Below are 22373 nucleotides of genomic sequence, written 5' to 3'. Positions count from 1 at the left end.
GGGACGCCCAATGGATGTGATCTATGAGGTTCGAAACCTAAGCTATTCCTATCCCGGCAGCCAGCGCCAGGTGCTTTCCGGCGCCAATTTAACCCTGGGACGGGGCGAGGTGCTTTCCATCTTAGGGCCAAACGGTGCTGGAAAGAGCACCTTGCTCAACTGTATGGCGGGATTGCTTCACCCCACCGCCGGGGACATCGAGCTGTGCGGGAAGTCCATTCATGCCATGAAGCAAAGGGAGATTGCCCGGCAGGTAGCCTACGTGCAGCAGAACCACGTTCCCTCCTTTTCCTATTCGGTATTTGAATTTGTGTTGATGGGCCGGGCCCCCAAGGTGGGCTTTTTTGGCCGTCCAGGGAACCGGGACCGGGAGGCCGTATGGCGGGTGTTGTCGGAGCTGGGCATCGAACATCTGGCCAATCAGCCCTATACCGAGATCAGCGGCGGGGAGCGCCAGCAATGCACCATCGCCCGGGCCATGGCACAGGAACCCCAGGCCATTTTGTTTGATGAACCCACCGCGTATCTGGACTTTGGCAATCAGGCTCGCATTCTGGAGGCGATCCGCCGGATGGCGGGAGAGGGATACTCCGTGGTGATGACCACCCACAACCCCGACCATGTGATCCTTTTGGGGGGAAGGGCGGCCATTGTGGACCGCAAGGGCGGGCTTGTATGCGGCTCGGTGGAGGAGGTTGTTACCCAGGATCGGCTTAGGGAGGTCTATGAGACCGATTTGCGGATCGTTCGGGTGGAGGAGCTGCACAGAAGGGCCTGTCTCCACGGGGAGCTGCGCCCTTAGCGGGAAACCAGACTGGACTTCTGCATCCACTTTTAGAAGGGAAAAGCTAGGAAAATGCGCTTGTCTTCCATAGGGGGACATCATAAAGCGAAATTTGGACATGGTATTTATGATGGGAATGATATTTGCATTGGGGCGGAAGAGATGAAACCGAAGGGCATATGGCAGGGCGGAAAGCTGTTTAACAGCAAAAAGCAGTGGATATTCCAATGGATTCAGATTGGAGTGCTGCTGTTGCTTGCGATCGCTGTGGTGGCATTGACCATCGTCAACGTTATGGGGATGCGGGAATCCATCCACGCGAGCACGGAGCGATATGTGGAGGATGTGGCCAGGCAGCTGGCTTTGGATATTGAGACCCTATTGTTAAAGGACAGCCAGGAGCTGGAGCTTTTGGCGGACAGCCTACTGCGCATCGAACACGGCCCTAATCAGGAGGAATTGGAGGAGTTTTTGAACCGTAAGGTGGAGATCCTTGCCTTTGACGCGCTGCTTTATTTTTGCGAGAAGGGCGACGTGCATACCGCCGGCTCTGTGGCCCTTTCGGAAGAGGAGCTGGCTGAAATACGCAGGGCGTTTCAAGGGGAGGGGTCCCTCTTTCTTCTGGACGGCCAGAAAATCATAAATGCCATTCCGCTCTATGAGGAGGAGAGGGTGGTCGGCGTATTGGGGGGCTTCGGAACAAAAACAACATGCAGGCTTTGATCCAGCCCAAGAGCTTTATGGGCAAGGGATTGAGCTGCATCGCTGACAGCCGTGGGCAGGTGATCATCTCCCCTACGGATTTAGACCCTTTTTTGCAGCTGGACAGCATTTTCTTTGAGGATGGAGACCCTGAGACGGTTCAGGATATTCAGCAGATGCGGGAGGATATGCGGAACCACCGGGATGGCGTTGTGACTTTTTCCGCCGTAAATGGGATGGAACTGATCCTGTCCTATAACGCTATGCAGGCTTTTGATTGGGTGCTTTTGACCTTGGTTCCCGCCGATCTTATCGTCAGCGAGGTAAACGTGCACATCAGCCGCATGTTTCGTATCGTCGTTGGCATGATTTTGGTTCCGTTCCTGTTTTTTATGGCGTTCTTACGAACCTACTGGAACCATCGCCGGCAATTGGAACGGTTTGCTTTTATGGATCCCATCGCCGGAGGGATAAACCACGAGGCCTTTGGGCTACGGTGCAGGGAGCTGCTATCGGCCCAGCCCAAGGGAACCTACACCATGGTATCCATGCAGCTGCGGAATTTTAATCTCATCAATGAAGCCGCCGGGAGCGCGGAGGGAAACGCCACGCTGCGATACATCATGGAGACGCTGCGGCGCCATCTTAGGGAGGATGAAGCGGCCTGCCGAGGTGAAGGAGAACATTTCTTGCTGCTGCTGCGGGAAAACCAGCCCTTGGACGTCCAGCGGCGGCTGGATGAAATGCTGACGGATATCAACAGCTTTAACCAAACCCGGGACACCGTTTATCTTCTAACCTTCCAGCAGGGGGCGTACTTGGTGGAGGACCCGGATCTGGAGATTGCCGTTATAGAGGATCGGGCCAAGGTGGCCGACCGGGAGCATTCCGGCGGCGGATGCGTTTTCTATGACGCCGCTTTTACCAAGCGCTTGCAGCGGGAGCATGATCTGAACGCCATGTTTCGCGGAGCGCTGGAGCAGGGGGAATTCCAGCTATATCTGCAGCCCAAAGTGGGGCTTGAGGAAAATCGGATCGCGGGGGCGGAGGCGCTGGTTCGCTGGGAGCACGACGGGGAGATGATCTATCCCTCCGACTTCATTCCATTGTTTGAGCGGAACGGCAACATCCGCGCCCTGGATTTTTATATGTTCCGCAGGGTTTGCGAATATCTGGCCCAGCGGCTGCAGGAGAACCGGCAGGTGTTCCCCATCTCGGTGAATTTGTCCCGGCAGCATTTTCGTACCTCCAACTTTTTGTCCCGGCTGGACGCCATTGCCGAAGGGTATCGCGTTCCCAGAGGGCTCATTGAGTTTGAGCTTACCGAGTCCATCTTCTTTGACGACCAGCAGATCAAAGCGGTGAAGGAGAGCATCCGGGAGATGCATCGGTACGGATTTTCCTGTTCGCTGGATGATTTTGGATCGGGGTTCTCCTCTTTGGGCCTGCTGAAGGAATTTGATGTGGACGCCATCAAGCTGGACCGCAGATTCTTCCTTGGGCTATCCCAGCCCAAAGCAAAGGACGTGGTGGCCTGTCTCATTGCTTTGGCCTCCAGGCTGGGGGTCAGCACGGTGGCCGAGGGCATCGAGTCGGAGGAGCAGTTGGCGTATCTCAGGCAATTAGGCTGCGACATGGTACAGGGCTATCTGTTTTCTCCGCCGGTTCCAGCAGAGGCGCTTGAGGATTGGATGGAGCGGTTTATGAAGGAATCGGAGGAACGAGATTAGAGCGGAAAAGAAAGAACTTTGAAAAGGGAGTTGAACCTGGGGACAGGGTATGCTATAATCAATAGGCTCAAACGGGTACCCGTAGCTCAGCTGGATAGAGCGTTAGACTCCGACGCTGAAGGCCCGTAGTAATATATACATTCAAATAGTTATCATGTACCCGTAGCTCAGCTGGATAGAGTGACAGACTCCGACTCTGTAGGTCGAAGGTTCGAATCCTTTCGGGTACGCCAGAAACCCCCGTAAACAGTAGGTTTTCGGGGGTTTCCTTATGCAAAGGATCATTCAAGAGCAATCCAATATGATCGGTTTTTATTGTAGACATTCTTGTTGAATAAGGGCTGTATATTTTGGTTATTTATGCATTTTGACTACAATTTGACTACAATATTTTTTGTACATAATAAAAAGTATAGATTTAATGGACAATCATCTTGCCTTTCCATGTGATTTTTGTTTCATCGAAATAGAATGATTTGAGTTGAAATCAGGAGCCAGGGTTTGGATATATTCATTTACCGATTGTGTTGTCGCAGAATCGTTATAGAGATCCACTAGGTATTTGTTGATTTTTTTCTTTGCTTGGCCTTCTTTGTAATGCGAAACATGAATATATACATCGAGAGTAGTAACGATATCGGCATGACCGAGATACCTTTGAGCGGTTTTAATATCCACATCGGCATCGTATAACAAGCTGGCGTAAGTGTGGCGAAGCATATGAGGGGTTATATGGTCGATGACCTGAATACGCTCCACATAGCGGCCAGTGGATAGCTGTCCTCCGGCTTGAACATTCAAATAATTTTCATAGGCTGTCCATGCGCGTCGAAATGCTGTGTCGGTAATGGCTGTTCCTTGGACACTATAACAAAGCAAAGGATTCTTTGTTCGAGCAAATTCAACAACCGGACGTAAAATCTCAGGGATAGGAATGTCTCTGAAACCAGCTTTTGATTTGGGATCAGTCAAAACTGGTTGATTGGACGGCCATTCAATGGATTTGTTGATAGAAAGAACAGACTCGTTGAGATTGAAATCCGTAAAGACATTAAGGGCGGCCGTTTCTCCTCTCCGCGTTCCGCAAAATAGCATTGTCATTGCGGCAGGTCCCATTCTATGGCCCGACCATGTCTTAACAATTAGACTTATCTCATCTTTGGTGAGTGGCCGACGTTGTTTTGGTGGAATCCCAATAACCTGTATTCTGTTAAAAGGATTTACTGTCAATAGTTCATTTTCAATGGCAACGTCAAAAATTTGTCTGCCAACATTTCGCATATCTTTAACTGTTTTTTCTGAATAAGTAGCACCTTTTTCTACGATGAGATCATTGCACATAAATTTTTTGATATCGCAGATCCGATAGTCACCCAGTTTAGGACAAAGGTGCAAACGAAAAATCCTTTCATCCGATTCACTTGCTGATTTTCCAGGCTTTGGGAGGGTTAGAAAATAGTTGCCCAATTCTCGAAAGGTCATATATGGGTTGATTTTTAGCCCTTCATACTGTTTCATTTCTTTTTCTTTGGCCTTTTCTATTTCCCAAGCTTTTTTTGCTTCCTCGTAGTTACGCTCCAATTCTGTAATGGTATTCCCATAAATGGGTACTCGGTCGTATGATCCATCCGGCTTGCGCCCACGATTTAATAATCTTTGATAGCGGCCATCCGCTCTTTTCTTATATTTTGTTTTAGGCATCTAAATTTCCACCTTCATGCTCATCCAACCAAAGTAAGAATTTATCTTTACGAACAATCTTACGTTTTCCTATTGTTAGAGTTGGAAAGTCTTTTCTATAAAAAAGGTTATAAGCGTAGGATTTTGAAATACCCAGAACATCTGCAATATCTTTTGCATTTAGGGTAAGTGGCAGTTCTTCAAAATCTTTATAAATGAGCCATCTACCTCCTTGAAAAAGAGACGGAAACAAATGGGTTTATTGAACAAAATATATATGGACCACCCAAGCAGGGCTTGACGGGCCCTCACAGTGTTTTTCACTCCACGCATTCCGATGCCTGGCCGTCCCTCACCACGACGTGAAGCCGGACGGGTGTATCATAATCCCTGCTGGCTAGGTCATGGCACCCGGCTTGTCCCACCGGTGGTACGATCACAGTTTTATCGCTCTTGCTTTTGCAGTCATGGCGCTGCTGTACCCGCTTTCCCATTCAGGGCTAACCAACAGAATGTACTTGGGTTTTCCTATTCGAATTTCAAAGTACCAACACATGGGGCCATAAAAAGAACCCCGTCACTTATATAAGGAAAAGTGACGGGATTCTTTAACTTAATTTAATAGCTATTTTCTTAATCTCTATTTTTGCATGTTTCTAATGCGTGTACTCCATTAGGACTTTTTGTAAGTAAAATATCATGTAAAATCAAGAATTTACATGATATATCCAGTTATTGGTTGACATATAGAATAAATTGGAATATATTGGGTTTATAAGTGAGTATTGTGTGAATTCTGGAGAATTATGATGTCGTTGTTTATATCCACAAGGTTAGAAAACGATTATGGCCATCCTGGAGGAGGATGGTCCGGATTGTTGCTGTTGTAACCACGAAACATTTTGTTTCGTGGTTTTTTTGTTCTGTTGGATTGAATCGGGAGGTTAAACAAATGAGGAAACAGGGAATGCGCCGCGTCATTACGTTACTGCTGTCTGCACTGATGGTGCTGTTAACCCCTATGGGGGTATTGGCAGAGGAAGCACGGGAGGCAGCCGTTGCCCGGGAGCTGGCCAACACCAAGGTGCCCGTTGACAGCATGAACACCGAGACGGAGACCTATTATCGAAACGGGGACGGCACTATGACCTATGAGACCTACCGCGATCCCATACGGGTACAGGACGAGGATGGGGTGTGGCAAGAGGTGGATATGGCCATCGTCTCCACGGAGGAGGAGACAGCGATTCTTTCCGAGTACGCCGATCCGGCCTATGACTATCAGACCAAGACGTCCAAGTATTGGACGCTCCTAAAGGAGGATATTACAGCGGAAGCGCCCATCAAGCTGGTGGGGGAGAATGCGGTTATTACGGTAAAACCGATACTGCCGGTGCAGGGGCCTGCATTCCAGCTTGAACAGGGGGAGGTATTGCCACCGCTGTCTGAGAATGGGACAAGCGTTGGCGAAGAGACCTTGGAAGAAAGTGCGCTGGAGGAAGAGCAGGCACAGGAAAATCAGGAGCCTTTTTCCCAAGATGCAGCCATGAGTCAGGGAGTTGCTGTTCAGGAGGAAAGTTCCGCTACGTTGAGTCATGAGCTGGTCCAAGTAGAACGGGAGATGACGCTGGTTCCCAAAGCGGCAGAGAATACAGAGAAAAGCACAGCTGATGAGCCAGCGATTCAGTCCGAAGGGGAAGAAGCGCCGATTCCGGAATACCAGTCGGTGGAATACGCCAATGTATTTGAGAGTGGGGTACATCTTCGGATCACACCCCGAGTGAATGGATACAAGGAAGAGGTCATCCTGAGTCAGGTACCTAGGAGCAACCGGTTCTCCTTTGAGATTCAGCTGGAGGGGGATCAGTATCTGGATACCTCCAAGGAAGGGTATATCGCCATCTATGATCCCAATGTGGAGAAGGACGATGGGTTGATTGGGTTTATTCCGGATCCCTTTATGGAGGACAGCCGGATAGCGGAGGATGATATTCTGACCAGCTATGATATTGAGGTGGAGCTGGAGGAGTTGGGGAATGGGAAGTACCGGTATACCATGATTCCCAGCTGGGAGTATCTGAAGGATCCAGAGCGGGAGTATCCGGTGGTGATCGATCCCACCATTACCATGAATACATCGGGACAGATCTATGATGCCGACGTCATTAGCTTGTATGGAGAGACTCCCTACCCCAGCTATAGCCGGATTCGTGTGGGGAAGGATACCAGTAATCGCATATATCGGTCCTTTATTTGGTTTAAATTACCGGACCATTTATTGGGCATGGAAGGAAATGTGATTCATAGCGCAACACTGAGTTTATACAACCAAGGTGGAGCAACCCAAGTTCCTACGGCGGTGGCACAGGTAACGGGCGGTGTCAATACCATGTGGGATATTAAGTGGAATAATCAGCCGAAAGAGGAATTGGGCCAGGTAGGAAGTCCGGTTTCTACTACAACGGTAGTTGGAGCGGGTTGGTATAACTGGGATATTACTAGTATTGCGAGAGCAGGACAATTTGGCTGGACGTATAACATTGTGCGTTTGAAAAGTACAACGGAAAATTATCAGCGTGTGAAATCCCTCTATTCTCTTGAGAATGGAAGCGCCACATATAACCCGAAGATCACGGTGAACTATACCCCGGTATCTGCGACCACAAGCGTCAGTGCGGGGCCAGTTAACAGCTCGACTGGAAACATAAGCCTTAGCTGGACGGGAATACCGGGAGCGACCTATCAGGTGGCGTTGGAGCATGGAGGGCAGAGAACCTATTACGATGCGGGTACTGCAACCAGCAAAACTATCACAGGAGTACCTTATAATACCACGCGGGGATTTGTTCGATATTATAGTGGGAGCACAATTATCGGAGATACCGATTGGCTGTATTTTACCATGCCGGATACGGTTTCTCCCCAGTTTCCGGGAGGGAACGCAACAGCGTCCATCTCAGGGGCTCAGGCCAATGTGTCATGGCCAGCTGCAACGGACAACACAGGAGTAAGCCATTACGAGGTGTACTGGTATCGGGGATCACTGTCCCAAGTGACTACGGACAGTACTGGGAAGATTACCAATATCTCCGGACAAAGAAATCATATTGAGAATATTTCTGCGACCAGCGGTTCCTATAACTATGAGGAAATGGATTTTCCAAGCGGGGAGACCATCTACTTTGGAATTTGGGCAGTTGATGCCAAGGGGAACTACACTACGGTGCCCTGTTTCTCCAATGGGATAACCATACCCAACTATATTACTCCCCAGGCACCCAGCAGCCTAACCATCAAAAACCAGGCGGGGGACGGTTATGGGAAGGACGATCCCGTTGGATTTGCGGTAAAGGAGGATGTTGAACTATATTGGAGCATTTCTCCGGGAGAGGGAAGCGACTATGGGATTGGTGCAGTGCAGTACCGTGTGAATCAGTCTAGCGAGGACTGGATTACCGTAAGTCCGGAGGACCTTCTGCTGACTGGTCCCAATGATACTATGGCGGTTAACGGTATCATGCTGGACGTCGATAGCCTATGGGAGGGGAGCAATTATATTGAGGTTCGTGGGGTTGATAGTAACCCGACGAATGCTCTAGCGGGGCCATCCGCCAATATCCAGGTAAAACGGGATACCCTTCCCCCTGTGTTGGAGATGGTTTACCCTCAGGGAGTGGGGGAACCACCGGTATGGGAGATTAGCGATTCCATTGAAATCGCCTCGGTGCAGGATGACAATCTGGAACAGATTACAGTGGAGCTGGGAGTTAAGCTGCCTTTGGTGGGCACGGCATACAGTACGGTTTATACAGGGACTGCTGATACTGTGTATCCAGCGGTAATTCCCCTCAATTCGCTGGCTTTGGGGAACTATGAATATTCCTTGCGGGTCAAAGCAGTTGATACTGTAGGGAATACCTGGATGGAAGAGAAGAGCTTTTATCTGGCAGCGTCGGCAGAATATCAGAATCCGCAGATTCGGATTGTGGGAGCGGAAGGAGATCCCATGGGTTCTGTTATACTGGATGGCCCGACCAAGACCATTGGCTATGGAACACTGGGAGAATACACACTGCCGGATGCCTATGACCTAATTCTATATGCTGACGGGGAACCTTTGCCCAACACCGTGGTGGATAAAACGGCAAAAACCATCAGTTTTGATGTGATTGACCCTCAGAACCGGACACTTCTGCTGAAGGAGCAGCCGGTATCCTTGCACATAAAGCTGACAGCGGGAGAAACGTCTGCGTATTCGGTGCCGGTGTTTGTGGCCAATCAATCGGTGGCTTTTGCTGCGGAAGAATTTAGTCAGCTATTGGGCTTTACCCTGGAAGAAGGACGGCTTAATGTGCCCAATGACTTGTCCACGGATGGATACTTTATCTTGGCCCCTGTGGAATCGGGTTTGGGGTTGGTTAACAGCGTTGTGGTGGATACCTTTATAGGGCTGCCCAGTGATGTGGAAATTGCTTTTGATGTGCGGTTCTTTGATGGAGAAAACTATACGGAACCGGTAACTGTAGGGATTGGGGAAGCGGCTACCATTGCTGGAAGCTACTACGGCTATGAAGTCACCGGCCGGGTTGTGGATTACGGCACCCATGCGCCATCGGAGAATTTAGCCATTACAGATATAGGAATATCCGTGGGTTATACGGGAATCAACCTTTTGACTGATAACCAATTGGTTCTGCCTCCCCGGGGACTCAGCGCGGTTGCCCAGATGAATTACACCACCTGGCTGCGGTGGGATGAGGAGGAATCAGATGTAGAGGCACTGACCTACGATGTCTACCGGACCCCGATTTATGCGGATGGAGCAGGGACTCCGCAGCTGATTGCGGAGAATCTGACGGAGCCATACCATTACGATTACAATCTATACTATGGCCAGACCTTCCAATATTATGTGGTAGCCAAGAAGACCATTGGAACGGGAGAGAACAGCTTTGAAGCGGTTAGCGCCCCTTCTATCTCGGCCCAAGCTACAATGGTGGACCAAGGGGAAACGGAGAAGTATTTGGGGCTTCAGAGCTATTGGAGCTATGCCACTCTGGGCCTGGACGATGGCACTGCCTATGCCAACGTGGCCAGCGGAAACCTGGTGTATCAGAAAACGGATTTTGCCAATACCGCGCCTCTGTTAGCGTCGGTGATGCGGCGAACCTACAATAGCCAGTCCACCGCTGGATCCCCCTTGGGGGAGGGATGGGATTTTAGCTTTAACACCAACCTGTTGACGGAGTATGGGGCGGATGCCAACGGCGATATGGTGGAAATCGCGATCCTGCTGAAAGACGGTGATGGAACCATCCATCGGTATGTAAAGCAGGAGGATGGCAGTTACAAAGCGCCTAATGGCGTTTTCCTGGAACTGATTGAACAGGAGGATGGAACTTTTACTGCGGAGCGCTCCGATGATATTACCTATGTATTCAACCAGCAAAGGATGATTCAAGAGTTTAGCGAGCCCAATGGGAATAAGCTGCTGTTCGAATACGATAGGAAGGGTCGGCTCATCAAGGTGATTCACAACCAATATCTGAAGAGAGAAGCCGATGGTCAGCTCTTGTTTAGTGAAAGCGAGCAGCAATATATCACTTTTGAATATGGTGAGGCGCCTCATAATCAAGATAAAATTATCAAGGCGGTAAACCATTTTGGAATCAACTCCGATGGGACGGCCGATGAGCAGGCCTATGTCTATGAGTATAGCAGTAACCTGGAGAACGCGGATCTTTATGGAAAATTGGTGGGGGTAAGTACGTCTACCGTGCGTCCCATCCTGACCTTTGGAGAGGATGATGTTCCGGAACCCATTGATTACCAGGCCTTTACCGTAGCAGAGGTTTACTCTTACGATGGAGCGGGACTCCATACCATCACCATGCCGTCTAAATCCTTGACGTACCCGGGACGGACCTCTGCGGCAACCTTAAATTTGAATACGGAAAACCATAGGATCGATTCCATTGTCCATGAAGAGGAACGGATGGAACTCAGCTACCTGGAGCCGGAGAGCGGTTATGGGGCCAACGTTCTGAAGACAACGGCTACTGCCAGTCAGGAGGATGTGGCGGTATCCCGATATACGTTCTATACGGATACGGCCAATCATGGGGTGGTGATAGAAACCCGGGTGGATGGCGGGCGGACGGTATACTACGAAGACTATACCGATACGCTACAGCCCCAGACGGTGCGCTCCTACAATGACGCAGCCCATACCACGGCGGTAACCAACATGTACACCTACGACAGCCGAGGAAACGTGCTGACCAGCACCGATCCTCTGGGAATCCAGAGCGAATACACCTACCAGAGCGGGACCAGCTGGCTGACGGAGCAGAAGGTATTTGATGGGGATACCCTATTGAACTGCGCTCAGTATACCTACGATGATCGGGGGAATTTGCTGACCAGTAAAATCGCGGTGAGCAACCCCATTGTGTTTACGGACGTGAAAACCACCACCAATGTATATGATAACCAAGGGCTGCTGCTGGAGACCACGGCCTGGAACGGAAAGAAAACGGCCTATGGGTATGACAAGTTTGGACGGCTAACCAGCACATCGGATATTGGAGACGGAAAGACTTTGACCACCACCTACGCTTACGATGGCCGGAACAATCCGGTGAGCAGCAGCATACAGCGGGGAAGCGGCGCCATCACCAACCAGTATGAGTACGACGACCTAGGGTATTTGGTGCATACGGACTACGCTACGGGACAGAAGGAATATGTCCAATATAGTCCCATGGGTTATATGGTGAGCAATGCCTTGCTGGGGTATCAGAACAATGCCTTTGTGGAAAGCCTGGAGACTCAGTATGAATATGATAAAGTAGGGCGACTCATAAAGACCACCTTACCCAATGGAAGCATTGCGACAAACCAGGTGGGGACGAGCGCTGGAAAGATCACATCTGCAACTATTGTGTCGGGAACGGATGGCGTAAGCCGCGCGGCGGTAACCGGCGGGAAGAACCCCTATGGGGTGGCGGATGCCAGTCAAATGTACCAGTATCAGAAAAATGGCACCCTGGGTAGCAAAGCATACTACGATTACGCCGGAAACATGGTAAAATCGGTACAGATGTATGAGGAGGATGGCGCCTGGAAGGAGGAGCGGCCGGTCCATGTGGAATACGACCTGGTAGGCCGTGCCGTCCGGCAGTATGACGAGAATCTGCTGGTGGAGAGCTATACAGACTACGACGTCATGGGGAACGTGTTCCGTAGCTGGACCTATGTGGAGACGGCGGACGGGATACGGAAGTACGCCGTGAAGGAGTACAGTTACGACCTTCTGGGCCGGGTGACGGAGGTAAAGGAGTATCTGAGCCTTCAAGCCAGGGGAAGCGCTCCCAGCGGGGAAAGCCAGAGCACCAGCTATGCCTACGATACCTACGACGCGGTGGAAGGGATGTACTACGACACCGTCACCGACGCGGAGGGCGGGGTGACTCGGACCTACTACAACCAGCTGGGTCAGACTCGGAGGGAGATCCAGTATGGAAAAACGGTGGACGCGGCCACGGACAAGCGGATCATCACGGAGTGGGTGTACGACGAATACGCCCGCCTGAGCCAGGTGAAGGCGGGAGCCAGCGGGGACAGCCTCATCGTGCGGCAGAGCTATGAATACGACGCCTATGACCGGGTAGTGAAGGAGACCACGGACAGCGGTCGGTACACCACCTATGAGTACGACCACTTCGGACGGCGAAAGAAGATGACGGACCGGGTGGATGGAGAGGATATGTGGAAACAAATGGAGTGGAAGGATTATCAGCTGAAGAAAAAGTCCAATTGCAAAATTACTTTATAGAGTATGAAGAACTGCGCGTAGCAAGCGGAAGCAGTGCATTGTTTGCAACAGTAGATGATGCGAATGAAGCGGCAAGTGAGATATTCCTTAAGATGACGGATATTACCGGAGTAGAGTTTGGAGCCTTCATAGGGAATATGGGCAGTCATGCGGAGCTAAGTGGCATTTTATTTGGAAGTAGAACGAATGTTGCAATTAATGCTGAATCTCAGCGAACTCTAAAGGCATCTTATGAGTTAAGTCAAAGAGGAGGATTTATCGTTAATAGCTTTACCCATGTGCATCCGATAGGTGCTGATGGTGTTGATCCTCAAACAAAGGAGCTGTTTTCTAGTCGAGACGCTAGTGTGTTTGCTGCTAATGGAGAAGCATTGGCGACAAAACATCATCTTGTGGTTGGACAGGGAACAGCCAAGATTTATGGTAAGCTCTATGTTACGTCACAAAGTACAAGAGAAAGCAAAGGATTTAATATGAAATATGTGATCGAGAAGGGAAAACCTTTGACCATACCAGGCTTTCAACCATAGGGGAAAAGAAATGAAAAAGATAAAATATATTGTGTGTATTGTGATTAGTTTGAATATGTTGTTTTGTGGAAGCAGCTTGGTAGATGAAGAAGTACGATGGGGTACTATATTACCATTTACTTTGTTATGTCGTGACAATATTGAGGAAATTTATGACTTTGAGCATGTAGAGGGTTATTTTGGCGCTGAAAAAGACAATATATATCTTTATTGCTTCTTTGCAGACTACCAATATGGAAATCATGAGAATGCGGTTGTTATGGATCGAAAGGAATTTCAAGAATACTTTGATGGTTTAAGCGAGAACTCTAAAGAATTGAAAGGATGGACCGGAAAACGAGTAGAGGATTTGAATGGAACATATATGAGAATATCGGCGTATTTGACTTGTGAAAAGAACGATGCCGCTATCGCAAGGCTTTATGATATTTATGAAGTAGATGTCGGGAAAAAGCTGGTTAATGAGTATCAAGAAAGGTGTTATTTTCCAAATGAAATTCAAAGATACTGTTTGGAAAAAGAGCCAGAGTTCAATTTAGATGAAGTAAAGCAAGTATCTCTCTATCGTTTTTTATGGAATCCAAAGCTACATGCGGAACAAAAAGTTTACATTCAAGGGAAATTTATGGCGTATACAACAACCATAACCACAAAAGAAACACGGTGCTTGTTAAGTTTAGATCAAAGACTTGATAATCAAGAAGGGGAACATATCCGCTTAATAGTTGATAAACACTTGGATGGGAATTTGATTATTGGATATGAGGATAATGGAGCGGCAGTGCTTGATCCAAAGTATTTGGATCAGAGAGTAGAAATAATTGGCCATGTTGCTGATATTAATAGACTTTATGGCTTTTATGCTATTCCAACGATTGAACTTCAGGTAGATGAAATACGATTGGCAGAAAAGAGAGAGGTGCGACAATGAAAAAAAGGGTTTTGATAATACTATGCTTTGTGTTGGCAACGCTCTTTTTCTGTGTTGGCTGTGGAAAAGGGAATCAAAGAATCATTGATAAAACTGCAATTACTCCTCCGGAGAACCGCACATCGATTTACGCGCTAATCATCGATCCAGAAGTCTATGATGGACAAACGGTAACGGTGCGGGGAGCGTTTTATCTGGATGGGGATGGAGCGGCGCTATATGCAACGCCTGACGATGGAGAGTATCTGCTGACCATTAATGCCCTGTGGATGGGAAAGCAGGAAGAGATTACGGCGTATACCCTGGAAGAACTAAAAGCTCTGGATGGGGAATATGTAGAGGTAACGGGTACGGTGGTAGGGGATGCCTACGGTCCGGAGGAAGCATATAACTGCGAGCTAAAGGATATTCAGAAGATACTGAAACTAGAGCCGGTAAATGAACTGCCGAAGGAATAGAGGAGTAGAAAAAGGAAGGCGATGCTTGGCATCGCCTTCCTTTATGCCTTACAATATGGTAATATATAGAAAACGATGTAATCCAGATGATCCAGGACGGGAAGCCGGTAAACTACAGCTACAACGGGGTAGGGGAACTGGTGGCCATGCAGTATGGGAACACGGGGAGCGTGCGGACCATCGCCTATGGGTATGACGCTATGGGCCGCCCCGTGGAGGTGCGCAGCGCCATGGCGGGAGCGGGGACCGTGGAACCGGAGAACCTGAAGACGGTGAAGACCTACCACTACGGCGCCAATGGGGATCTGAACGAAGCGGTGGAGTATCTGGACTTTGACCGAAAAGCCAATCTCCAGGGCACCACGGTGGTGGAGAAGTACAGCTATGACAGCCTGGGCCGAGTGACGGAGCTGGAGTACGTAAAACGGGCGGGGGAAACGGAGACCCTGCTGGAGAAATATACCCAGAGCTATGACGGCAGAAGCTATGCGACTGGGGGGAGCTATCTGGCGGACAACATGGGGGATCAAGAGGATCTCAGCGTGAGCCGTACCTATGGGTACGACGCCATCGGACGGCTAACCAGTACGGGGATCACGGAGGTGAGCACGCCAGTTAGCGGAACATCCACCACCAAGAGCCGGAGCTACAGCTAGGCTTCATCCAACTGCCCTTCCGACGTGTAGCGGGAAAGCAGCTCGGCCCCCGGCAGTTCCAAAGTATAGTGGGATTGGAACTCCCCTTCCATGGGATAGGTTGGCGGATAAATCGTTTGCCAGGCGAATATCCCGGCAGGAGTGAGCAAGACAATGAAAGCAAGGATCATAGCGATCAAGAGCGACCGGGGCTTTTTGCGGCGGTACTGGAATTTGGATTCCGCAGCAACGATCCGTTTAGCCTGTTCCAGCACCCGTTTTCCCATTTCCTCGTCGTAGTCTTTATCCTGGATGGGCGGTTCATAGTTTTGCCTCACCCGGCGACCCCTCCTCTTGCATTGCTTTCTGAACCATCTTTTTCTTTTCTCTGATCTTCTTGGCAGTGGTTTGATATTTTAAGCCCATGAGCTTGCTGATCTCCACAATGGAAATCCCATGGATACGACAAGGTAGGAAACCGGCAGTACCAGAGCATCACGGAGGATGGGGATACTCAGACGGACCGGTACAGCTACAACAACCTGTACCAGCTCATAAGGAGCGAGAAGGGGAACGGGAGCAATACGGGAGCCAGCGTATGGCAGGTGGAGCGGGAGTACCAGTACGACGCCTATGGGAACCGGACGCTGGAGACCCAGTACCACGTGGACTATGCCCAGAGCGGAAGCCAGAAGATCGGGGACATCCGGTATACCTACAACAATGCCAGCCAGCTCATAAAGGTGGAGGAGAAGCTGGAGAGCGCCAGCGACTACACGGTAAAGAGCCGGAACGTGTACAACGGAGAGGGTCAGCGGATCCGGCAGTACAACGAGGCAGGGGAGTACGAGAGGTACTTCTACATGGGAGGAGCGCTGGCGTTTACCACGGGATCGGCCACGGACTATGTGCCCAGCGAGAACATCCTGGGTCCGGACGGGAGGATCATCGCCAGCAAGCGAGGGTTCAAGGAGATCTACGAGAATCCCACTGAGAGCGCGTACCAGTTCTACCACTACGACATGCAGGCCAGTGTAGGGAGCATCGTATTGGGAGAGGATGGTGCCGCGGGATACCGTTATACGGAGCGGAACCAGTACGATCCATTTGGGAAGCAGAACGAGAGTACCAGCTTCAGCGAGGTGGAAAACAATATCAAGTACGGCGGAAGCATGAGCGACAGCAGCGGGCTGTACTACATGGGAGCGCGGCACTATGATCCCAATGTAGGGCGGTTCCTGCAGCAGGACAGCTACAAGGGGGACCGGTACAGCCCCTGGACCCAGAACCTGTATACCTATACCAGCAACAACCCTGTGAATTATATCGATCCTACTGGCCATAGCTATATGAGCATGATTGAAGCATATGATCAAGCGTATATGGAGCAACTAAGAAGTGATAATACGAATATGTCCATTCAGGAATCATTGGACATATTGGAATCAGAGCGTATACGCCTGGGAGGAGTTATGGTAATGAGAAATGAGTATGCAAAAACATACTCGTGGAAGAGGACGAATCCAGCTGCATATGGAAGAGCAGAAAAGACATATAGTGAGATGGCAAGTACGGCGTATGGGATCGATGATAAAATTACAGAAAAATGGCAGCAGGAGTATGTACTGTCAATAATACTAAGTATTGAAGTAACAAGAGAAAATGACCATGAAAATTCGGATGCTGTAGCGGAGACGACGGCAGGAGACTTGGCAAAGCTAAGAGATTTTACTGGGATAGAATTTGGAATGGTGATTGGGAATTTTCATTCAGGGTCAAAGCTTGGAAAACTAAGGTGGTCTACGAAAGCAATTGATAGAATAGAAGCAGGCTTTTTACATGCAGATGCTAAAGAGTTTGCTCAGCAAGTAGACATCCAGAACTTAAGCTATTCGCATACGCATCCATATAGTAAAGGGCTTTTAAAGTATGAACAGAGCCCCTCTGATAGTGATAAGGCAGCAATTTGGTACGCAAACGAGTATATTACGCCAAATTTGTTTATGGGCGGAGGTTGTTACGTAGTAAGTACTGTATCAGGCCTTCAGAAAGACAAGATTGATGATGCACTTTTAGGAAGAGGTTATCAAGTGTACCGAGAGATGCAATATCCATAATACAGTTAGCATAAAAGGAGATTAAGCAGTGTTTCACAAAATTATAATTGCCCTACTTTGTTACATTCAAATGGGGAGCTTTGCCTTAGAATCGGATATGAGTATAATCGGACCCACGTATGGAATCGTTCCGCCGATAACACTAATTGGACAAGAAAAAATCTTGCGAAAAAAAGGAGTTGTGGAGACAGAAGGGTATCTACATATTACAGAAAACGAGGTGTTGTTATACTTTACTCCTTATGACTATGCTTATAATAATAGAGAATCTGCAATAGTAGTAGAAAAGGATGAGGCTAGAAGTAGCTTTAAAAATACAAAAGATATATTGCGATTGGAGCAATTGGAAGGAAAAAGGGCATGGATTATGGCAAGATGTTTTACGTTTTCTTCTGAAGAAACAAATGGAGCCATTGCAAAACTGCAAGAATTGGATATGTGTTCTTTGTATGATCGGTGGGGAATGGAAGAGGAAACTAGAACGGTGGATTATGCTGCTACTCCTATAGAGAACCCAGAAGCATATTGGGAAGATGCTATGCCTGTATCGATATATCGATATATTGCAGATCTCTCAGAAAAGTATGTGGGAATGCCTGTGGAACTAGTTGGGGTTTTAAACATTGGGAAAGATTTTGGTGAGGCTGGGGAAACTCCAATGATTGACCTAGGATGGCCGTACAACAGGAAAACACAGGTTACACACCAGCTATCTCTTTGGCAAGTAATGCCATCAAAAAGAAAAAAAGAACCTTGCACGATGGATGGAACCATTATTTCAGGATACTCTAAAACTGATGGAGAATATATACCAATATATAACAATGATTATTTGGGCAAAATGGTAAAAGTAAGAGCAATGCCGAATGAAAGAATAAGCATGTCATCTGCATATTTAAAAAATCCAATAGTTGAGTTGTATGAGATACGGAGGACAAAACCATGAAAGCATTGAAGCTAACAAAAGTGTTTCTGTCGTTCGCAATACTGCTTTTTCTGATATCCGGATGTGGAGAGAATAAACCTACTTCAGCATCAGTAAACCCTGAGAGTGTCTCCCCAGAGGATCGCACCTCCATCTTTGCCTTGATCATCGATCCGGAAGCCTATAACGAACAAACGGTAACGGTGCGGGGAGCGTTCTATCTGGATGGAGATGGAGCTGCTTTGTATGCTACTCCTGACGATGGGGAATATCTGCTGACCATTAATGCTCTGTGGATGGGGGAGCAGGAAACGATCACGGCGTATACCCCCGAGGAGCTAAAAGCTTTGGATGGAGAATATGTAGAAGTGACGGGTACGGTGGTAGGAGACGCCTACGGTCCAAAGGAAGCATATAACTGTGAGCTAAAGGATATTCAGAAGATACTGAAACTGGAACCAGTAAATGAACTGCCAAAGGAATAGAGAAGTAGGAAAAGGAAGGTGATGCTAAGCATCGCCTTCCTTTATACCCTACAATATGGTAATATATAGAAAACGATATTGCCTATGGGTACGACGCCTACGGGAACTGGACGCTGGAGACCCAGTACCATGTGGACTACACCCAGGATGAGAGCCAGAGGATCGGGGATATCCGGTATACCTACAACAACGCCAGCCAGCTAACGAAGGTGGAGGAGAAGCTGGAGAGCGCCAGCGATTACACGGTGAAGAGCCGGAACGTGTACAACGGAGAGGGTCAGCGGGTCCGGCAGTACAACGAGGCAGGGGAGTACGAGAGGTACTTCTACATGGGAGGAGCGCTGGCGTTCACCACGGGATCGTCGACGGACTATGTGCCCAGCGAGAACATCCTGGGTCCGGACGGCCGGATCATCGCCAGCAAGCGAGGGTTCAAGGAGATCTACGAGAACCCAACTGAGAGCGCGTACCAGTTCTACCACTACGACATGCAGTCCAGCGTGGGGAGCATCGTATTGGGAGAGGATGGCGCTGCGGGGTACCGGTATACGGAGCGGAACCAGTACGATCCCTTTGGGAAGCAGAACGAGGCCACTAGCTTCAGCCAGGTGGAGAACAACATCAAGTATGGCGGGAGCATGAGCGATAGTAGCGGGCTATACTACATGGGGGCACGGCACTATGATCCCAACGTAGGGCGGTTCGTGCAGCAGGACAGCTACAAGGGGGACAGGTATAGCCCCTGGACCCAGAACCTGTATACCTATACCAGCAACAATCCCATCAACTATATCGATCCTACTGGGCATCGATCTCTAAAACTAGTAATAGGGAAAGAAGAAATTGTTGGAGGAGTGCAGGAAAAAGTAAAAAGCGGTGCCACTGCTGCTGTAAAGCAAAATATTGAGGAAGTGATTCCCTGGTTCTCAGATAATTCTAGCAAAGATCCTGAGAATATATGGAAGCCAGAAGTTGATAATCAAAATGGCTATTGGGGACTATCTTATGGAGAGAATGAGATAAATGTATACCATGAGTTAAGCTTCTCAGAGAATGAAAATAGAATAATTGTGTTATCAAAACAAACACATTCAAACAGGGATTCAGGTCTTAAGGATTTGACAAATGAAGAAATATCACGGAGAGCAAGAGATAAAAGTTTAAGTGGAAAAGAAAGAAGAAGATATCAAACGGAAGAAAAGTATAGAAAACAAAGAAACGTGCAAAAGCGCAAAAGTAATATTGATCAAGTGATTCCATATGGTTATCAAAATGAAATAGCAGTCATTTCAACAGTAAGTTTGGGTTATTTGGCATATAGGGGAATACGATTATTACCATCGCTATTCCCACCTTTTTGGTGGACGATACCTGGGAATCTTATGGTTCCATAATGAGGAGAGAAAAATATGAGTAATGATGAGATTATCAAAATTATTGATAATTTAAAATTTCCATTAGAAGGTATAAACTTTGATCGATTAGAGTTGTATGCAAAACATGAGAATTGGGAGATAAGAAATGCTGTTGCAATTATATTAGCTCAAACAGATCAAAAGCAAGGTGAAAAAATTCTTCTTAAACTTGTTGATGATACAGATGAATTAATCAGAGCTAACGCTTGTGATTCCCTGGGAAGTTATTCTTCAGAGAGCGTTACAAAAGTATTGAAGAAAAAGGCTGTAAATGATTTGCAGTTAGTGCGTGGCTATGCAGTACTTTCATTAGGGAATATTGCCTTTCGAAAAAAAGATGAGGATATACACTCGTTTTTAAAAAGTGCAAGTAAAAAAGAGAAGAGCATATGGGTAAAAATAAATTATTATTATAACCTTTGTATTTTAGGTGAGATAGAGTATGTTTATGAAATAATTAGAGAAATAGATAATAAGTTTTATAAAAACAGATATTTAGCTATTCAAAGCCTTTTGGATTTGTATAAAGATCATGGTTTTAAAGATAATATTTCTGTTTTATATTTACGGAAAAAAATATGCAAAAGATTAGAAAAAGAGACCTCAAAAGCTGTTTATGAGGTAGGAGAAGAATTAATGAAGCTATTACCTCAATAGAAAGTATATCAATTATTTTGACAAGTATGTACAAAGGATCTATCCATAAGGGGGAAATGAAGATGAAAAGAGGAGCTTGGAGCTTAGTAACTTGTCTCTTGTTGTTGGGAGGGTATCTGCAAATACCGGTAGCGGAGGCTACTGAGAGCCCAATCCAAGTTTTTTATGCGGAGCAGGCAGTGATATCCCGCTCAGAAAAGATACATGGAAGATATGTTATATTTTCAGGGATTCTATACCTCTATGAAAATGAGGGGATGGCCATCTATTACAGTGAACAAGCCTGGGCGTTGGGGCTCAAAGAAAATGCTGTTTGGCTAGGAAAAGAGTTCTTTGAAACGGAGCAGTATCAAAGAACGGGGTATCCTGAAATGCTTGAAAAGCATGGAATAGATGTGGTGAATAACGATGGGCTTATCAGCATGAATGGATATGTGGACCTTAACGATCGGGGTCCAGGAAACGCATATGCGGGGACTCTCAAGCTGGAGCCTGTAACAGAACCATATCAGGGGAAACAGGCAGAAGAGCCCATACCATCCGGAGGGGATACCAGGGAAAATGCAATGGAAGTATCGATACACGCCCTTTTAGGAGACCCGTGGCGGTTTACCGGAAAATGGGTGAAGATTCAGGGGAAAATAGGGATGGAATCAATCAGTGGTGAGCATTTTGTTCCCCGCATTGAATTCCCAGGTTCTCAGATAACGGTATTGGGGAAGCAGCTTTCAACCATGGAAAGGGAGGAATACAAACGGGTAGTCAGCGGATCTTTTGATTCCTCTGGTGGCTTTCAGGCATCGGTAATTGGTCAGGCTCAGGTAGAATTAAATATTGATGACGTCTACTATTTGCTAACTCAATTAGAGCATCCAAGCGATCTAACCTTGCATCCTAAGCGAGAACAGGAGATGCGACAATCCATGGAGGAACAGAATCCATGAAAAAGAAACCGATATTTCTAATTATTCTGGTGGTATTGCAGGTGCTGCTCATCTGTGCCTGTGGAGAACAACAGCAGCCCGCGAAACAAAATGTGGTTTCTTTTTTTGAGCTGCTAACGCATCCGTCCCGGTTTGATGGAGAGGAAGTAACGGTACGAGGCGTTCTGAAAAAAGAGACCGACGGATACTGTCTATACTATACAAGGGAAAACGCAAAATACTACAATCCTTTGGACGCCATATGGCTTGGAGAAATCGATGAGGACGTTGTCAATGCACAGAGCCTAGAGGAATGGAACACCTGGTTTGTAGAAGTTACTGGGGTGCAATCCGTAGCGGATAAAGGACCGGAGGGGACATATGCGTGTGGGATTAAGGTCACGAAAGTAAAGAAGATGGAGATCATTCGTGAGCCGAATAGCTATGGTTCTGATGATCTTGGCAGGGACATAAAGTTTGATTGAGAAGAGGAAAGGCGGTGGTGGCATCGCCTTTCCTCTTTGCTTGACATATATGATGGAAAGCACTCCAATGGAGCTAAAA

Annotated in this window: 19 protein-coding genes and 1 tRNA gene; 16 read left to right on the top strand and 4 right to left on the bottom strand. The window is 47.8% G+C overall.

Annotation, left to right across the window (positions count from 1 at the left end):
• The first annotated feature begins 10 nt into the window (after nucleotides 1-10).
• From KP626_RS04280 to KP626_RS04265, 4 genes are all read left to right on the top strand, one after another.
• The gene (locus tag KP626_RS04280) at nucleotides 11-802 is read left to right on the top strand and encodes an ABC transporter ATP-binding protein (RefSeq protein WP_395978667.1); all 792 of its coding nucleotides are present in this window, start codon (nucleotides 11-13) and stop codon (nucleotides 800-802) included.
• A 144-nt stretch (nucleotides 803-946) separates the two neighbouring features.
• Nucleotides 947-1507 (top strand): hypothetical protein, encoded by a 561-nt coding sequence (locus KP626_RS04275; RefSeq protein ID WP_395978665.1) that lies wholly within the window; start codon nucleotides 947-949, stop codon nucleotides 1505-1507.
• Nucleotides 1495-3216: an EAL domain-containing protein gene (locus KP626_RS04270; RefSeq protein ID WP_395978664.1), complete on the top strand. Its 1722-nt coding sequence runs from the start codon at nucleotides 1495-1497 to the stop codon at nucleotides 3214-3216. The genes KP626_RS04275 and KP626_RS04270 overlap by 13 nt, the downstream gene beginning before the upstream one ends.
• Nucleotides 3217-3372: 156 nt before the next feature.
• Nucleotides 3373-3449 (top strand) — tRNA-Arg (locus tag KP626_RS04265).
• Between the two features lie 196 nt (nucleotides 3450-3645).
• On the opposite strand, the gene KP626_RS04260 is transcribed toward KP626_RS04265, so the two are convergent.
• From KP626_RS04260 to KP626_RS04250, 3 genes are all read right to left on the bottom strand, one after another.
• Nucleotides 3646-4917: a tyrosine-type recombinase/integrase gene (locus KP626_RS04260; RefSeq protein ID WP_395978662.1), complete on the bottom strand. Its 1272-nt coding sequence runs from the start codon at nucleotides 4915-4917 to the stop codon at nucleotides 3646-3648.
• Nucleotides 4910-5149: a helix-turn-helix domain-containing protein gene (locus KP626_RS04255; protein ID WP_395978660.1), complete on the bottom strand. Its 240-nt coding sequence runs from the start codon at nucleotides 5147-5149 to the stop codon at nucleotides 4910-4912. Before KP626_RS04255 ends, KP626_RS04260 begins: the two co-directional genes overlap by 8 nt.
• A 67-nt stretch (nucleotides 5150-5216) precedes the next feature.
• The gene (locus KP626_RS04250; RefSeq protein ID WP_395978658.1) at nucleotides 5217-5390 is read right to left on the bottom strand and encodes a hypothetical protein; all 174 of its coding nucleotides are present in this window, start codon (nucleotides 5388-5390) and stop codon (nucleotides 5217-5219) included.
• Between the two features lie 458 nt (nucleotides 5391-5848).
• Here KP626_RS04250 and KP626_RS04245 point away from each other — a divergent pair, with 458 nt between their 5' ends.
• From KP626_RS04245 to KP626_RS04225, 5 genes are all read left to right on the top strand, one after another.
• Nucleotides 5849-12733, top strand: coding sequence for a DNRLRE domain-containing protein (locus KP626_RS04245; protein ID WP_395978656.1), 6885 nt, complete (start codon nucleotides 5849-5851; stop codon nucleotides 12731-12733).
• The gene (locus tag KP626_RS04240; RefSeq protein ID WP_395978654.1) at nucleotides 12667-13263 is read left to right on the top strand and encodes a hypothetical protein; all 597 of its coding nucleotides are present in this window, start codon (nucleotides 12667-12669) and stop codon (nucleotides 13261-13263) included. The genes KP626_RS04245 and KP626_RS04240 overlap by 67 nt, the downstream gene beginning before the upstream one ends.
• A gap of 10 nt (nucleotides 13264-13273) precedes the next feature.
• A complete protein-coding gene (locus KP626_RS04235) occupies nucleotides 13274-14194 on the top strand; it encodes a hypothetical protein (protein ID WP_395978652.1) in 921 nt (306 codons plus the stop codon).
• On the top strand, nucleotides 14191-14652 hold the full coding sequence (locus KP626_RS04230; protein WP_395978650.1) for a hypothetical protein: 462 nt from the start codon (nucleotides 14191-14193) through the stop codon (nucleotides 14650-14652). The genes KP626_RS04235 and KP626_RS04230 overlap by 4 nt, the downstream gene beginning before the upstream one ends.
• A gap of 86 nt (nucleotides 14653-14738) precedes the next feature.
• Complete coding sequence (locus KP626_RS04225; protein WP_395978648.1) at nucleotides 14739-15308, top strand: hypothetical protein; 570 nt, start codon at nucleotides 14739-14741, stop codon at nucleotides 15306-15308.
• Here KP626_RS04225 and KP626_RS04220 read toward each other — a convergent pair.
• A complete protein-coding gene (locus KP626_RS04220; protein WP_395978646.1) occupies nucleotides 15305-15625 on the bottom strand; it encodes a hypothetical protein in 321 nt (106 codons plus the stop codon). The genes KP626_RS04225 and KP626_RS04220 overlap by 4 nt on opposite strands.
• A 267-nt stretch (nucleotides 15626-15892) precedes the next feature.
• Between KP626_RS04220 and KP626_RS04215 the strand changes: the two genes are divergently transcribed.
• From KP626_RS04215 to KP626_RS04185, 7 genes are all read left to right on the top strand, one after another.
• On the top strand, nucleotides 15893-17404 hold the full coding sequence (locus KP626_RS04215; RefSeq protein ID WP_395978644.1) for an RHS repeat-associated core domain-containing protein: 1512 nt from the start codon (nucleotides 15893-15895) through the stop codon (nucleotides 17402-17404).
• A 28-nt stretch (nucleotides 17405-17432) separates the two neighbouring features.
• Entirely contained in the window at nucleotides 17433-18350 is a 918-nt protein-coding gene (locus KP626_RS04210; RefSeq protein WP_395978642.1) for a hypothetical protein, read from the top strand.
• The gene (locus tag KP626_RS04205; protein ID WP_395978640.1) at nucleotides 18347-18814 is read left to right on the top strand and encodes a hypothetical protein; all 468 of its coding nucleotides are present in this window, start codon (nucleotides 18347-18349) and stop codon (nucleotides 18812-18814) included. Before KP626_RS04210 ends, KP626_RS04205 begins: the two co-directional genes overlap by 4 nt.
• Before the next feature lie 131 nt (nucleotides 18815-18945).
• Nucleotides 18946-20208: an RHS repeat-associated core domain-containing protein gene (locus KP626_RS04200; RefSeq protein WP_395978638.1), complete on the top strand. Its 1263-nt coding sequence runs from the start codon at nucleotides 18946-18948 to the stop codon at nucleotides 20206-20208.
• A 15-nt stretch (nucleotides 20209-20223) separates the two neighbouring features.
• A complete protein-coding gene (locus KP626_RS04195) occupies nucleotides 20224-20886 on the top strand; it encodes a HEAT repeat domain-containing protein (protein ID WP_395978636.1) in 663 nt (220 codons plus the stop codon).
• 62 nt (nucleotides 20887-20948) lie between these two features.
• Nucleotides 20949-21830 (top strand): hypothetical protein, encoded by an 882-nt coding sequence (locus KP626_RS04190; RefSeq protein ID WP_395978634.1) that lies wholly within the window; start codon nucleotides 20949-20951, stop codon nucleotides 21828-21830.
• Nucleotides 21827-22294 carry a hypothetical protein gene (locus KP626_RS04185; protein ID WP_395978632.1) on the top strand — a complete coding sequence of 156 codons (468 nt, stop codon included), beginning with the start codon at nucleotides 21827-21829 and terminating at the stop codon, nucleotides 22292-22294. The genes KP626_RS04190 and KP626_RS04185 overlap by 4 nt, the downstream gene beginning before the upstream one ends.
• Nucleotides 22295-22373 lie beyond the last annotated feature (79 nt).

Origin of the sequence: Christensenella sp. MSJ-20 (genome assembly GCF_044357945.1) — a bacterium.
In the GTDB taxonomy this organism is placed as follows: domain Bacteria; phylum Bacillota; class Clostridia; order Christensenellales; family QAND01; genus QAND01.
Note: the sequence above shows the minus strand (reverse complement) of the source record. Positions and strands in the feature narration are given on the sequence as shown.